This is a genomic window from Salipiger mangrovisoli (genome assembly GCF_015223355.1).
Lineage (GTDB): Bacteria > Pseudomonadota > Alphaproteobacteria > Rhodobacterales > Rhodobacteraceae > Salipiger > Salipiger mangrovisoli.
Genome location: NZ_JADFFK010000001.1, coordinates 296328 through 310318 on the forward strand (window position 1 = coordinate 296328; position 13991 = coordinate 310318).

At 68.1% G+C, this 13991-nt stretch carries 12 protein-coding genes; 5 read left to right on the forward strand and 7 right to left on the reverse strand.

Translation table 11 applies throughout. The features are described from left to right. Positions 1-252: 252 nt before the first annotated feature. Positions 253-2364 carry an Ig-like domain-containing protein gene (locus IQ782_RS01455; protein ID WP_194132828.1) on the forward strand — a complete coding sequence of 704 codons (2112 nt, stop codon included), beginning with the start codon at positions 253-255 and terminating at the stop codon, positions 2362-2364. A 127-nt stretch (positions 2365-2491) separates the two neighbouring features. Here the strand turns inward: IQ782_RS01455 and IQ782_RS01460 are convergent, their stop codons facing one another. Further along, positions 2492-3106, reverse strand: a complete 615-nt coding sequence (locus tag IQ782_RS01460) for a nucleotidyltransferase family protein (protein WP_194132829.1) — start codon at positions 3104-3106, stop codon at positions 2492-2494. Between the two features lie 346 nt (positions 3107-3452). On the opposite strand from IQ782_RS01460, the gene IQ782_RS01465 reads away from it, so the two are divergent. Continuing rightward, a complete protein-coding gene (locus IQ782_RS01465) occupies positions 3453-4619 on the forward strand; it encodes a histidine kinase dimerization/phosphoacceptor domain -containing protein (RefSeq protein WP_194132830.1) in 1167 nt (388 codons plus the stop codon). On the opposite strand, the gene IQ782_RS01470 is transcribed toward IQ782_RS01465, so the two are convergent. Beyond that, entirely contained in the window at positions 4576-5904 is a 1329-nt protein-coding gene (locus tag IQ782_RS01470) for an HlyC/CorC family transporter (RefSeq protein ID WP_194132831.1), read from the reverse strand. The two genes, IQ782_RS01465 and IQ782_RS01470, sit on opposite strands and share 44 nt — an antisense overlap. Positions 5905-6108: 204 nt before the next feature. Next, positions 6109-6636: a single-stranded DNA-binding protein gene (gene ssb, locus IQ782_RS01475; protein ID WP_194132832.1), complete on the reverse strand. Its 528-nt coding sequence runs from the start codon at positions 6634-6636 to the stop codon at positions 6109-6111. A gap of 252 nt (positions 6637-6888) precedes the next feature. Between ssb and IQ782_RS01480 the strand changes: the two genes are divergently transcribed. Beyond that, positions 6889-7509, forward strand: a complete 621-nt coding sequence (locus IQ782_RS01480) for a lytic transglycosylase domain-containing protein (protein WP_194132833.1) — start codon at positions 6889-6891, stop codon at positions 7507-7509. A gap of 180 nt (positions 7510-7689) precedes the next feature. Continuing rightward, positions 7690-8856, forward strand: coding sequence for a cytochrome-c peroxidase (locus tag IQ782_RS01485; RefSeq protein WP_194132834.1), 1167 nt, complete (start codon positions 7690-7692; stop codon positions 8854-8856). A 4-nt stretch (positions 8857-8860) separates the two neighbouring features. Here IQ782_RS01485 and IQ782_RS01490 read toward each other — a convergent pair whose 3' ends face one another. The 4 genes from IQ782_RS01490 to miaA form a co-directional block, all read right to left on the reverse strand. Beyond that, positions 8861-9460 carry a glutathione S-transferase family protein gene (locus tag IQ782_RS01490; protein WP_194132835.1) on the reverse strand — a complete coding sequence of 200 codons (600 nt, stop codon included), beginning with the start codon at positions 9458-9460 and terminating at the stop codon, positions 8861-8863. 114 nt (positions 9461-9574) lie between these two features. After that, positions 9575-11245, reverse strand: a complete 1671-nt coding sequence (locus IQ782_RS01495; RefSeq protein WP_194132836.1) for an ABC transporter substrate-binding protein — start codon at positions 11243-11245, stop codon at positions 9575-9577. A gap of 117 nt (positions 11246-11362) precedes the next feature. Then, positions 11363-12205, reverse strand: a complete 843-nt coding sequence (locus IQ782_RS01500) for a helix-turn-helix transcriptional regulator (RefSeq protein ID WP_194132837.1) — start codon at positions 12203-12205, stop codon at positions 11363-11365. Then, on the reverse strand, positions 12202-13128 hold the full coding sequence (miaA, locus tag IQ782_RS01505; protein ID WP_240989062.1) for a tRNA (adenosine(37)-N6)-dimethylallyltransferase MiaA: 927 nt from the start codon (positions 13126-13128) through the stop codon (positions 12202-12204). Before miaA ends, IQ782_RS01500 begins: the two co-directional genes overlap by 4 nt. A 65-nt stretch (positions 13129-13193) precedes the next feature. Between miaA and pyrH the strand changes: the two genes are divergently transcribed. Then, positions 13194-13919: a UMP kinase gene (pyrH, locus tag IQ782_RS01510; RefSeq protein ID WP_092420687.1), complete on the forward strand. Its 726-nt coding sequence runs from the start codon at positions 13194-13196 to the stop codon at positions 13917-13919. The last annotated feature ends 72 nt before the right edge of the window (positions 13920-13991 follow it).

The following is a 13991-nucleotide window of genomic DNA, read 5'->3' on the forward strand; positions in this document are numbered from 1 at the left end:
GCCCGACTGGGGGGCGACGAAGGACCGGCCGGGGGCGGCCGCCGATTTCAAGTCATCCGCGAGGATGTGACCGATGGTCTCGGGAGGATGTGCCCGGCACCAGCAGGACCGCCTTTGCCCGCTGCCACGCGGGGAGGTCCGACGGACGCAGCGACGCGGGAAGGACGGAAGTGGGGCAATAGGGCGCTGCCGCGCCGCAAGCCGCTGTCGCGGTGCGGGGCAGGCCCCGTTCTGGTGTTGAAGGGTGTAACGATGGCTGATCTGTTTTTGAACTGGGCGTCGCTGGGCGCATTTGGGACCACGCTGGCGGACACCTCCACCGGCGGCACATCGACCTCTGTCGACGCAGGCGGTGTCACGGTCGGCATCTCGTTCTCGGCGCAGGATGCCGGTGCCGAGGCCTTCACCGTGAACCACGACGGTTACGTGCCCGAAGGCTCCACGGTCGATCCGAACTCGCACCTCAAGCTTTTCGGCGAGGGTGGTGACGGCGGCAGCGTCTCCGCCACCTCGAGCACGGTGTTCGATTTCAGCTCTTCGAACGCGCTCTATGCCGATGAAGTACAGAACCTGTCGTTCATTCTCAACGACGTGGATGGTGGCGCGGGCTCCGACCTTGGCGATCTGGGCGGTGACAGCACCAGCACGGCGGGTGGCGTCGACTTCCAGGACAACATCACCATCCTGGCCTATGACGCCGAGGGCAACCCGGTCGAGGTCACGCTGACCTCGCTCGGCAGCACCAGCACCAGCGGCGGCACCGCGACCGGCGAAGATGTCACCAGCTTCGCGGACGAGGATGGCACCGTGCTGGTCTCGATCGCCGGCCCGGTGTCGCGCATCGAAGTGGTTTACGGCAACGGCGGCGACTCGACCCAGGGCGTGCTGATCTCGGACATGAGCTTCTCGACGATCGACGCCGAGGACAGCGATCCCATCGCCGAAGACGACAGCGCCGAAACCGACGAGGACGTGGCCGTCACCATCGACGTGCTGGCCAACGACAGCGACCCCGAGGGCGAGCCCCTGACGGTGGTCTCGGCCGAGGTCACCGGCGGCGAGGGCTCCGTCGTGATCAACGGCGACGGCACGCTGACCTTCACCCCGGCGGAGGATTTCACCGGCGATGCCGAGATCACCTACACGATCGAGGATCCGGCGGGCAACTCGGCCACCGGCCACGTCGCGGTTGCAGTCTCGCCGGTGAACGGCGATCCGGTCGCCGAGGACGACCTGGTCACCACCGCCAACAACACGCCCGTGACGCTCGACCCGACGCTGAACGACAGCGACCCGGATGGCGACACGCTGACCGTCACCGGCGTGGGCGAGGCCAGCAGCGGCACGGTGACGCTGAACGCCGATGGCACCGTGACCTATGCGCCGAACCCCGGTCACTCGGGGCCGGATTCCTTCACCTACACGATCGACGATGGCAACGGCGGCACCGACACGGGCACCATCGTGGTCAAGACCGGCATCCCGACCACTCCGACCGAAGGCGGGAACACCCCGCCGGACGCCGTGGACGACCTTTATCACACCACCGGCACTTCGACCGCGACCTTCGATCCGACGCTGAACGACAGCGACGCGGACGGCGATGCCTTGAGCATCACCAGCATCGGCACGCCGACCAACGGCACCGCCACGCTGAACGAGGACGGCACGGTCTCCTACACCGCCGAAGAGGGCTTCGAGGGCTACGATTCCTTCGCCTATACCATCGAGGACGGCCAAGGCGGCTACGACACGGCCTATGTTACGGTCGAGGTGATGCCCTGCTTCACCCCCGGCACGCTGATCGCCACGCCGCAGGGCGAGCGTCTGGTCGAGGATCTGAAGGTCGGCGATCGGGTGATCACCCGCGACAATGGCATCCAGGAAATCCGCTGGGTCGGCCGCAAGGAGCTCACCGGGTTCGAGCTTGCGCGCCAGCCGCATCTGCGCCCGGTGCTGATCCAGAAGGGCGCGCTCGGCAAGAACCTTCCAGAGCATGATCTGCTGGTTTCGCCGAACCACCGCGTGCTCGTGGCCAACGACCGCACCGCGTTCTACTTCGACGAGCGCGAAGTGCTCGCCGCTGCCAAGCACCTGACCGGGCTTCCGGGCGTGGACGAGGTGGAGACCATGGGCGTGGCCTATATCCACTTCATGTTCGACCAGCACGAGGTCGTGCTGTCGAACGGCGCCTGGACCGAAAGCTTCCAGCCCGGCGACTACACGCTGAAGGGCATCGGCGACGAGCAGCGCGAAGAGATTTTCGCGCTCTTCCCCGAGCTCGAGCACGCCGAGGGGCTACAAGCCTATGGCGCGGCGCGGCGCTCGCTCAAGAAGCACGAGGCGCAGCTGCTGATCGGCTGAGCCACGACGCATCCACAAGGCATGCAGCACGTCGCGGGACGGCCGGTGGGGCGGTCACGCCGCGGCGGAAAAGAGACCCCGGAGCGCGGTTCGCGGTCCGGGGTTTTGCTTTGCACCGAGGCGCGGGTCAGCAGGGATCCAGCGCTTCCTGGTTCTGCTGCCAGTCGTGCCAGGCCTCGGGCGTGTCCAGGTCGGTCAGCGCGCGGCGGCCGGGCAGGATCACCTGCCGCAGCCGGTTGCGGTTGCGCGCCAGAACGCTGCGCGCACCCTCGTCGCCATTCAGCATCTGGATCGCAGAGAAGCAATCGGCCGGAAACAGCACCGGGTGACCGGGCGAGCCATCCTCGGCGCAGCCTTGTTGCAGCGTGGGATGCGGCATGGCGCGAAACCCTTGCACGAGGCTCAGGATATCCTCTGACGTCAATTCGGGCATGTCGGCAGGCAGGACCACCAACGCCTCGGTTCCCTTGGGCAACATGCTGACCCCGCGGCGCAGCGAGGCGGACATGCCGAGCGCCGCGTCCGGCACCGCGACGAGCTGCACCGGAAGGCCCGCAAGGGCTGCGGCGCGCGGATGGTCATAGTCAGGCAAGGTGACCGTCACATGGTTGACCGCGCGCAGCGCTTCCTCGGCCTGGCGGCGCAAAAGCGCCCGGCCACCGACCTGCATCAAAAGCTTGTCGGCCCCGCGCATCCGGCTGCTCGCGCCGGCGGCGGGAATCAAAACGGCTATTCCTCCCATGGGACTCCTTATACAGCAAAGCCCGGAAACCCGACGGGATTTCTCGGGGGAGCGGAGGGGTGGGCGCGATCCCGCATCCTGGGCTAGACCGCGCCCGGACCTGCCGGGCGTTGGGCCTGCCCGAGTGAAGCCTAGCGACGCCGAAGCGCGGACAGGAAAGCAAATGCAGCAAATTTGCGAAAAAAGAGTAAACTGCGGGCGGCGGTTCCGGCTCTGCCGCCGCGTTTGCGTCCCAGGCTGCGCTTTCGCTCTTGGCGGGTGCCGGTGCACTGCTATTTCTGGATGAATAACCGCGGTGCGCGCAACAGTCGGCCCGCGGGCCTAGGAAAAGGGACAGTTTCGGACGATGGTTCTGGCACGGAAATCGGAAGATGAGCTTGAGCGCCTCGCCGAGCTGCGCAGCTTTGGTGTGCTTGACAGCGGTACGGACCCGGCCTTTGACGAAGTCGTGGACCTGCTCGCCGCGCTGCTCGAGGTTCCGGTCGCGCTGATCAGCCTCGTCGACGAGAGCCGGCAATGGTTCAAGGCGCGTCACGGCATGGAGCCTGGCCAGACGCCGCTCGAGCAGTCGATCTGCGCCCATGCGATCCTGTCCGAGGACATTCTGGAGATCGAGGACACGATGCTCGATCTGCGCAGCGCGGACAACCCGCTGTGCTGCGGCACGATCTCGGCCATGCGCTTCTATGCCGGCGCGCCGCTGGTCACCCGCAGCGGCCACAGCGTCGGAACGCTTTGCGTGCTGGACGACAAGCCGCGCAAGCTGACGGCACAGCAGCGCAAGCTGCTGAAGGTCATGGCGGGGCAGGTGATGCGCCAGCTCGACCTTCAGCGCGCCCTGCACAACAAGGAGATCCTGCGCGAGGAAATCGACCACCGGGTGAAGAACTCGCTCCAGACCGTGGCCTCGACCATCCGGCTCTACCGCGCGCGCTCGCAGGAGGCCGAAACGCGCGAGGCGCTTGATGCCATCGCGCGTCGGGTGGATTCGGTATCGCAGCTCCATGCCGAGCTGAACCTCACCTCCAAGATGCATTTCGTGCGGCTCGACACCTACCTGTCGCGCGTCGCGACGCTGCTTCAGCGGCACGCGTCGCTTCAGGTGCAATTCGAGGTCGATGTGCCGCGGATCGAGGTGGAATCGCGGGTTGCCGCCTCGATCGGGGTGGTGGCCAACGAATTTGCCGCCAACGCGATGAAATACGCCTTCCACGAGGGGGGCGCGGCGCCGGAGATCCGTTTCGAGATGCGCCCCGCAGGGGTGAATCGCATCCTCTTCACCTGCCGCGACAATGGCACCGGGCCGGTGCCGGGATCGACGCTGGATGCGCTGGCCTCGACCGCGCTCGGCGCGCGGCTGCTCGAGGCGGCGGTGAGCCAGGTCGGCGGCACCATCGTCGAGCGGCGCGAGCCTGGCGGCTACGTGCTCGAGGCCGAGCTGCCGATCGATCCGGCCGCCGACACGCCGGTCACTCCGGCAGAGGCTCCACGGGCCGCACCCGCAGCCGAGTGATCCGGTTGTTCTCGCGCTCCATGACCTCGAAGCGGAAGCCGTGGAAGCTGAAGCGCTGGCCGACGGTCGGGATCATCTGCGCCTCGTGAATCACCAGCCCGGCGATGGTGTTCGCCTCGTCGTCGGGCAGTGACCAGTCGGCGGCCCGGTTGAGGTCGCGGATCGTCATCGCGCCGTCGAGCCAGTACCAGCCATCCTCGCCGGCGCTGACCTGATGCTCGGCGTCGGGGTCGTGCTCGTCGGCGATCTCGCCGACGATCTCCTCAAGGATGTCCTCGAGCGTGATCAGCCCCTCGAGCGAGCCATATTCGTCAACCACCAGCGCGAAGTGCGTGCGGCGGCGCAGGAAATTGCGCATCTGGTCGGCGAGCGTGGTGGTGTCGGGCACGAAGTAGGGCTTCATCATCACCTCGGTGATGCGGAAGTCGTCGAGCGCCGCGAAGCCGCGCTCGCCGGCCTGCGCCATCGTGTCGTACATGGCGCGCAGCAGATCCTTGGCGTGGACCATGCCGATGATGTTCTCGGGCTCGCCGCGGTAGACGGGCAGGCGGGTGTGGTTGCTGTCGAGGCATTGCTGCAGGATCGCGCGCGGCTCGGCCTCGGCGTCGATGCTCTCGATCCCCGAGCGGTGCAGCATGATCTCTTCCACCGTGCGTTCGGCCAGATCGAGCGCGCCGAGGATGCGGTCGCGGTCCTCTTTCTCGACCACGCCTTCCGAATGGCCCAGTTGCAGCGCCCCGGCGATCTCCTCGCGCACGGCGAGGATCTGGCTGTCGGGGTCGGTCTGCACGCCGATGAGCTTGAGCAGGACGCGCACCAGCGCACGGATCGCCGCCACCACGGGCGAGAAGATCAGGATCACCACGCGGATCGGCGGCGCGACCGTGGCGGCGGCCTGCTCGGGATTGGTGATGGCGTAGGTCTTGGGCAGCACCTCGGCGAAGATCAGGACCAGGAAGGTCATGATTAGCGTCGCCATGGCGACGCCACCATCGCCGAGCAGCCGGGTGAACAGCGCCGTGGCGAGCGACGTGGCCAGGATGTTGACGAGGTTGTTGCCCAGCAGCACCGAGCCGATCAGCCGCTCGTTGTCCTCGGTGATCTTCAGCGCCATGGCGGCCCCGCGCGAGCCGCGGTCCATCGCGGCGCGCAGTTTCCCGCGCGATGCGGCGGTGAGCGCGGTCTCCGAGCCCGAGAAGAAGGCCGAGAAGAGGATGAGCACGAGGATCGCGGCAGAGGTCATCCAGAAGGCCGCGTCGAGTGTTCCGGTGGCAGGGGCGTCCATACGTCCGTCTTTTGTGTCTGAGAATGTTCAGACAGTTATGGGGCGCAGGACGCGTCGCTTCAAGGGCGCTGGGATAACGTTGCGCTCAGCTGCGTCCGCCGGTCCGGCCCGGCAGGGCGGTGGCGAAACGAAAATCGCCCGGCGCAGCCGCCGGGCGATGTGATCAGGTTGGTCTGTAGTGCCGCGCTGCCAGAGCGCGCCGGATCAGAACGGAATCTCGTCGTCGATGTCGCGCGAGCTGCCGCCACCGGAGCCGCCGCCATAGCCGCCGCCCGAGCCGCCGCCGTAGCCGCCGTCGTTGCCACCGCCGTAGCCACCGCCCGAACCACCACCGTAGCCGCCGCCGGACCCGCCGCCGAAGTCACCGCCGCCGCCGCCCTGGCGGCTGTCGAGCAGGGTGAGCTCGCCGCCGAAGGGGCGCAGCACGATCTCGGTCGTGTAGCGGTCCTGGCCGGACTGGTCCTGCCACTTGCGGGTCTCGAGCTTGCCCTCGATGTAGACCTTGGAGCCCTTGCGCAGGTACTGCTCGGCGATCCGCGCGAGCGGCTCCGAGAAGATCGCGACCGAATGCCACTCGGTGCGCTCGCGGCGCTCGCCGGTGTTGCGGTCCTTCCAGTTCTCGGAGGTGGCGATGCGCAGGTTGCAGACCTTGCCGCCGTTCTGGAAGGTGCGCACCTCGGGGTCCGCACCGAGATTGCCTACCAGGATCACCTTGTTCACGGAGCCGGCCATGTCATCCCCTTATTCTTGGTCGTATGCCTGTGTGTCGCGCGCATATGCGCATGTTTTTCGCATGACTGCGAATCCCCGCAAGCGGGGTGTTTGCACAGGTCTACACCACGCGCCCGGCCTCCCCAAGCGATCAATCGGCAGGGGTCGGCGCGCGGAAATCCGCCAGTTCCCCGGGGGCGCGCGCGCTGGCGCAGGGTCAATTTACCTGTATAGTCTCCGGACAAGGGAACAGTGAAGCGGGACAGGGACGTGATGCGCAAGAACGCAACGCGCGCGCTGGCCGGAGTTGTGTGTGCTCTGGTGATGTCGGGAACTGCGGTGTCGGCGGAAGTGCTGTCATCCAAGAGCCGCGTGCGGCTCTTTTCGAAACAGACAGGCGTGCTCGATGGGCGCGCGGCGCAGCAATACAACAATTCGGTGCGGCTTCAGCCGAACCGCGTGGTGACCCCGACCAAATGGGGGCCCATGGGCGGCAACGAGGGGGCGGTGCCGACATATCGCGGCAGCTACCGCGGTCCCTATGCCGATCTGGCAAGGCAGGCGGCGCGGCGCAACGGTGTGCCCGAGGATCTGTTCCTGCGCCTGGTGCAGCAGGAATCGGGCTTCAACCCGAAGGCGCTGTCGCACAAGGGCGCGATCGGCCTCGCGCAGCTCATGCCGTTCACCGCGCGCAAGCTCGGTGTCGATCCGCATGATCCCGCGCAGAATCTCGAGGGCGGGGCGCGCTACCTGATCCAGCAGTACCGCAAGTTCGGCTCGTGGCAGCTGGCGCTGGCGGCCTATAACGCCGGGCCGGGGGCCGTGGAAAAGCACGGCGGCGTGCCGCCCTATCAGGAAACGATGAACTACGTGAAGGTGATCTGGGGCCAGTGAGCCCCGGTCCGCCGCACGTCGCGTGCGGGCTGGCGCCGCGCCCGGCTTGACGCAGCAGCGCGTTTCCCCGATATGCCTGAGCTAAAGGCTAGGGATTTGATCCCGGTCAAGGCCGGTGCCGGTGCATGCGGCCATGCTGATCGGGTCCCTGGGTCACGAGCCAGGTCACGGGAGAGCCCCATGCGTCATGCAGCCATCCTTGCCTCTGCAGCCGTGCTCGCGCTTTGCGCGGGCAGCTTCGGCGTCCAGAGGCTCACGGCCGCGCCGGCCAGCTTCGAGAGCCTCGACGCGCTCGGCGAGGCGCTGTTTTTCGATCCCAACCTGTCGAAGACCCGCTCGCAGAGCTGCGCCTCGTGCCATGATCCCGCCTATGCGTTTGCCGACCCGCGTGGCGCGGCCTCGACCGGCGATGACGGCAGCTCGCTCGGCGATCGCAACGCGCCCACGGTGACCTATGCCGCGCAGGTGCCCGCTCTGGCGCGCGATGCGGAGGGGCGCTGGCGCGGCGGCCTGTTCCACGACGGCCGCGCGGTGACGCTCGAAGAACAGGCCGGGGGGCCGCCGCTGAACCCGATCGAGATGGGCATGGGTGACAAATCCGAGGTTGTCGCACGCCTGCGCGAGAATCCGGATTACGTCGCCGCCTTCGGCACGCTGTTCGGACCGGCCACTCTAAGCGATCCCGAGGCGGGCTATGCCGCCATGACCCGTGCCATCGCCGCCTTCGAGCGGCGTCCGGAGTTCGCGTCCTTCGATTCCAAGTATGACCGCTTCCTGCGCGGCGAGGCCGAGCTGACCAGGCAGGAAGAGCTCGGAAGGCTGCTGTTCTTTTCGCAGCAGTTCACCAACTGCAACCAGTGTCACCAGCTTCAGCGCAGTGCCGTGGACCCGGCCGAGACCTTCTCGGACTACCGCTTCCACAACCTCGGGGTGCCGGCCAATGCCGAGCTGCGCGCTTCGAACGGTGCGGCGGCGGGCTTCGTCGACGGCGGGCTGATGCAGAACACGCATCTGACCGAAGACGGAAGCCCCGCGGACGAAGGCCTGCGCGGCGCTTTCCGCACGCCGACCCTGCGCAACGTGGCGGTGACCGCGCCCTACATGCACAATGGCGCCTTCGAGGACCTGCGCACGGTGATCCTGTTCTACAACAGCTACAACACGCGCAACGCGGCGCGGAAGGTCAACCCCGAGACCGGCGCGCCCTTCGGCCCGCCCGAGGTGCCCGAGAACCTCGCCCCCGAGCTGACCGACGGTCCGGCGCTGGACGACAAGCGGGTGGATGCGCTGGTCGCCTTCCTCAGGACCCTGACCGACGCGCGCTACGAGGAGCTGTTGGCGCAGTAGTGTCTCAGCGCGCCATCTCCTCCTCGATCACCGAGGTCACGGCGGGGCGGGACAGGCAGCGCTCCACCCAGTCGCGGATGCGCGGATCGTCGGGGATCAGGTCACGGAACCAGGCGTAGGTCGAGGATATCAGAAGGTCCGCCGCGCTGATCTCGTCATCGACCAGCCAGTCCTTCTCGGCCAGGGCCTCCGACAGCCGCGCCACCGCCTCAGGCACGTCGCGGAAGGTGACCTGCGTCACCGGGTGCGAGACCCCCGCCACCTGAAGCACGTAGACCGGCTCGAAGACATTGCCGTACCAGGCCAGCCAGGACACATAGGCGGCGCGCGACGGGTGGCCCACGGGGCGGCCCATCGGGCTGTCGGGATAGAGGTCGGTCAGGTAGAGCATCACCGCGTTGCTCTCGCGCACCGACGCGCCGTCATGCAACAGCAGCGGCACCTTGCCCTCGGGGTGGGGATTCTGCGGATCGCGCCCGCCGGAGCCGTCCTGGCGCGGGATCTGCGTGATGCGCAGATCGACGTCTTCCTCGATGCCCATTTCGCGGATGAGTTGCAGGATGCGCGTCGAGCGCGAGCGCGGCGCGTGGTAGAGCGTCAGCATTCGGGTTTCCTCCCAGAGGCGGCCGGGGATGCGGCCTGTGCCACTGCGCTGCACTCTGCCGGAGAAGGCCGTCGCTGTCACCGGCGGCGGCGGGCCTCCGCGGATCGGCGCTCGCTAGACTTCCAGCGCCAGCTTGTAGGGGTGGATTTCGAAGGCGGGGTGCATCTCGGCGCCGTGCACGCCGGGGCGCATGTGGCGGTAGAGCGAGCGCCAGAAGGGCTGCACGATCACGGCGTCCTCCTGCAGCTTGCGCTCGATGCGGGCCATGATGCCCTGGCGCTCGACCGCATCGGCGATGGTCAGTGCCTCGGCCACCAGCGCATCGAAATCGGGATCGGCATAGCCGGTCTCGTTCCAGGCCTCGCCGGTGCGATAGGCAAGTGCCAGCACCTGGATGCCGAGTGGGCGGTGGTTCCACTCGGTGATCGACAGCGGGTATTCCTTCCATTCCTGCCAGAAGGCCGAACCGGGAAGCACCTTGCGCTCGACCTGGAAGCCGGCGTCCCGCAGCATGGCGGCGCAGGCATCCCCGGTGCGCCGCGTGAAGCCGTCGTCCAGCGTCACCAGCTCGTGCACGACATCGCCAAGCCCGGCCTCCTCGGCCAGCGGCAGCGCCAGCGTGGGGTCGTATTCGGTGGTGCCGACCTCGGCGTAATCGGGGTGGATCGGGGCGACATGGTGGTTCTCGGCCACGGTGCCAAGTCCGGCATGACCAAGTTCCAGCGCGACCTCGTTGGAGATGGCCAGTTGCAGCGCCTTGCGCATCCGCTTGTCGGCATAGACCGCGCGCCCGTCGAGCAGCGCGCGCTGGTTGCCGCGCAGCACCACGGTCGCGCCGGTCACCACCTCGGACCGTTGCCAGCCGATCGCATCGACGGCCTCTATGAAGGTGCCGACATTCTCGTAGAGCATGTCGATCTCGCCGGCCTTGGCAGCGGCCAGCCAGGAGGCAGGATCCGTGCCATAGTCCAGGAACTCGATCCGCTCGAGTGTCGCGCCGCCCCAGCCTTCGGCCTCGGAGCCCCACCAGGGGTGCGCGTGGTTGCGCACCAGCACGGCGCGCTGGGTCGGCACGACCTCCTCGGGCAGAAACGGGCCGGTGCCGATGGGATCGGTGAGCATGGTTTCCGGATCGTGCCGGGCATGGACGCAGGCGGCAGGGTAGTCCGACAGGCCGACCATCAGCGCCACGTCCGGATAGGCGAGGTTCAGGCGCAGCGTCAGATCATCGAGGATCTCGACGGCGCTTTCGGACAGCCGCTCGGTCTGCGGGTCGCCGAGCGCGGCGAGCCGGCCGGCCATGGAATTGCCCTCGACGCTGCGGTCGCACCAGTAGCCCATCAGCCGTGCGACATCGGCCGAGGTGAAGGGTTCCCCGGTGGTCCAGGTGACGCCGGGGCGTACCCGCAGCAGGTACTGGCTGGCGTCCTCGCTGGCTTCCCAGCTTTCGAGCAGCATGCCGCGAAGGCTGCCGTCGCGGTTGTACTCGACGAGGTATTCCAGCCACCCGCGCGAGACATTGGCGATCTCGGACCAGTCGTATGTGCGCGGGTCCTTGAGCGGGCGCACCTCCATCTGGATGCGCAGCGTGCTGCCCTTCGGTGCCTCGACGGCAGGCTCTTCGGCGGCCGCCATGCCGACCATCCCGCGCGCGAGAACTGCCGAGGTGCCGAGCGCGGTGGCGCGGGTGAGGAATTCCCGTCGCGAGACCCGGCCCTGCTGGAAGTCGCAGAGCTCTTGGCGCACCGCAGGATGGATCCACTGCGTGTGGCGGCCTCGGCTCATCTGCGTTTCCCCCTAGGACTGTCTGCACTCGTGTGCCGCACCATAGCGCCCCAATTGTGGTCCTACGTCAATCAGGTAACGCCCAGATTGCGCCGGGACACCTGCCGCGGTTGCGCGTCAGCGTCGGCGCAGCGACACGCTGCGGCCGACCGGACGCGCGGCCTGTCCGGTCCCGGCGCGCAGCTCGCTCGGGGTCCGGCCGGTCTGCTTGCGGATGAAGCGGGTGAAATAGGCCGGGCTGGCGAAGCCGAGCGCCGCGGCGATCGTGGCGACCGGCGTCTCGCGGTCCAGAAGAAGGCGCTGCGCCTCGTGCAGCTTGCGCTCCGACAGGATGCGCTGCGCCGAGCGCCCGCAGCTGGCGCGGCAGGCGCGGGTCAGGTGGGTGCCGGTGACGCCCAGGCCCGCCGCCATGGCACCCGGCCCGGCGACGCAGCGGTAGCCCGCGACGACCGAGCCGGCATAGGCCTCGGACAGCCGCTGCGCCGCGCTCTCGTCGGGCGCGTCGCTGATGCCTTCCTGCCGCTGGCGCCGCAGCCAGACCGCCGCCAGCCGGACATAGGCGGCGAGCGCCTCGTCCAGATGCGGCCGGCCGCGGCTCAGTTCGCGCTGGATCGACTCCAGCACCGAGGTCAGCTCGGCCTGGGCCAGGGCGTCACGCACCCGCAGGTGCACCGGCGCATCGGGGAAGGCACTTTCGTCGCCGCCGGGAGCATGCAGGATCAGCGCAAGGCTCTGCGGCCCGAGATCGAGCGCGAAGAGCCTGCGCGGCGGGATCAACACCGCGCTGTGCGTTCCGAGCCCGCGGCGCACCCCGCCGAGGGTGATCTTGCCCTGTCCGCGGGTGAGCCACAGCAGGGTCGTCTCGGGGCGGTCATGCAGCAGGCCATAGGCCCAGGCTGGCTGCTGGCCCGGCGACAGGAGGCGGATGCCGCCCTGTCCGGACACCGCCTCTGCCGTCATGCCAGCGCCTCCGCCGGGCAATAGCGCGGCCAGTCCTTCATTCGGGCGCGGAACCAGCTCCGCTGGCGCTTGGCGAACTGCCGCGTGAGGATGGCGCCGCGCGCAACGGTCTCGTCGAGGCTCAGAGCGCCCTTCAGATGGGCAATCAACTCGGCGGCGCCGATTGCCTTGGCCGAGGGCAGGGCAGGGTGCCAGGTCTCGAGGTTGGCACGCGCCTCGTCCAGCGCGCCCTCCTCGATCATCTTCCGGAAACGCCGGGCGATGCGCTCGTTGAGCCAGTCTTTCGGGACGTCGAAGAGGATCGGCTGCGCCTGGGCGAGCGGCAGCAGCGGCGGCGGCGTCTCGGCCTGCCAGGCGGCGATGCCGCGGCCGGTGGCGGTCAGCACCTCCCAGGCGCGCTGCACCCGCATCGGGTTCTGGCAGTCGATGCGGGCGCGGCTCTCGGGGTCGAGTTCCGCGACCATCGCGGTCAGCTCCCCGGCCTCGAGCCGGGCCATCGCGCGGGACCGGACCTCGGGCGGGGTTTCCGGAATCGCCGCCAGCCCCCCGGTGAGCGCTGCGAAGTAAAGTCCGGTGCCGCCGACGATAATCGGTCTCTGGCCGGCCAGCAGCGGCGTCAGGTCGCGCAGCCAGTCGCCCACGGAATAGGCTTGGCTGCCCGGAACGTGACCGTAGAGCAGGTGCGGCGCGCGGCTTTCTTCTTCTCGCGAGGGCCGCGCGGTCAAAACCCGCCAGTCCGCGAAGACCTGAAGCGCGTCGGCATTGATGACTGTCCCGCCGGCAGATTCGGCGATTTCCAGTGCCAGGGCGGACTTGCCGCTGGCGGTGGGCCCGGCGATCAGCACCGGAAGAGCCGGATCGGGCGCATATTGTTTCACCAGATCGGGCACCGGTGATCCTTTCTTGCGGAGGGCCCGCAGCATTGCAGGCGCAGGCATTTTCGGTCACATATAGCCGCAATTTGGATCGTGCACAGACGGAGCGCAACATGACCGAGCAGCCCCAAACCACCTTCAAGCGTGTGATGCTGAAAATCTCGGGGGAAGCGCTCATGGGCGACCAGGGCTACGGCCTGCACCCGCCGACCGTCGAGCGGATCGCCCGCGAAGTGAAGTCGGTGCACGACATGGGCGTCGAGATCTGCATGGTGATCGGCGGCGGCAACATCTTCCGCGGCCTCGCCGGCTCGGCGCAGGGCATGGAGCGCACCACCGCCGACTACATGGGCATGCTCGCCACGGTGATGAACGCGCTCGCGATGCAGTCGGCGCTCGAGGAACTGGGTGTCTTCACCCGGGTGATCTCGGCCATTCGCATGGACGAGGTGGCCGAGCCCTACATCCGCCGCCGCGCCGTGCGCCACCTCGAGAAGAAGCGGGTCTGCATCTTCGCCGCGGGCACCGGCAACCCCTATTTCACCACCGACACCGCCTCGTCGCTGCGCGCCAACGAGATGGCCTGCGAGGCGATCTTCATGGGCAAGAACGTCGACGGGATCTACGACTGCGATCCGAAGACCAACCCGGACGCCAAGCGCTACGATCGCATCTCCTACGATGATGTGCTGCGCGACAACCTCAAGGTGATGGACGCCTCGGCGATCGCTCTGGCGCGCGACAACAAGATGCCGCTGATCGTCTTCTCGCTGAACGAGCCGGGCGGCTTCCGCGGCATCCTCGCGGGCGAGGGCACCTATACCGAGGTTCACGCCTGAGGCTGAGCCAGACCCGGGCGCGCTGCCGCCACACGCGGGTCAAAGCGGGGGCGCTGCCCCCGCGCCCCCGGG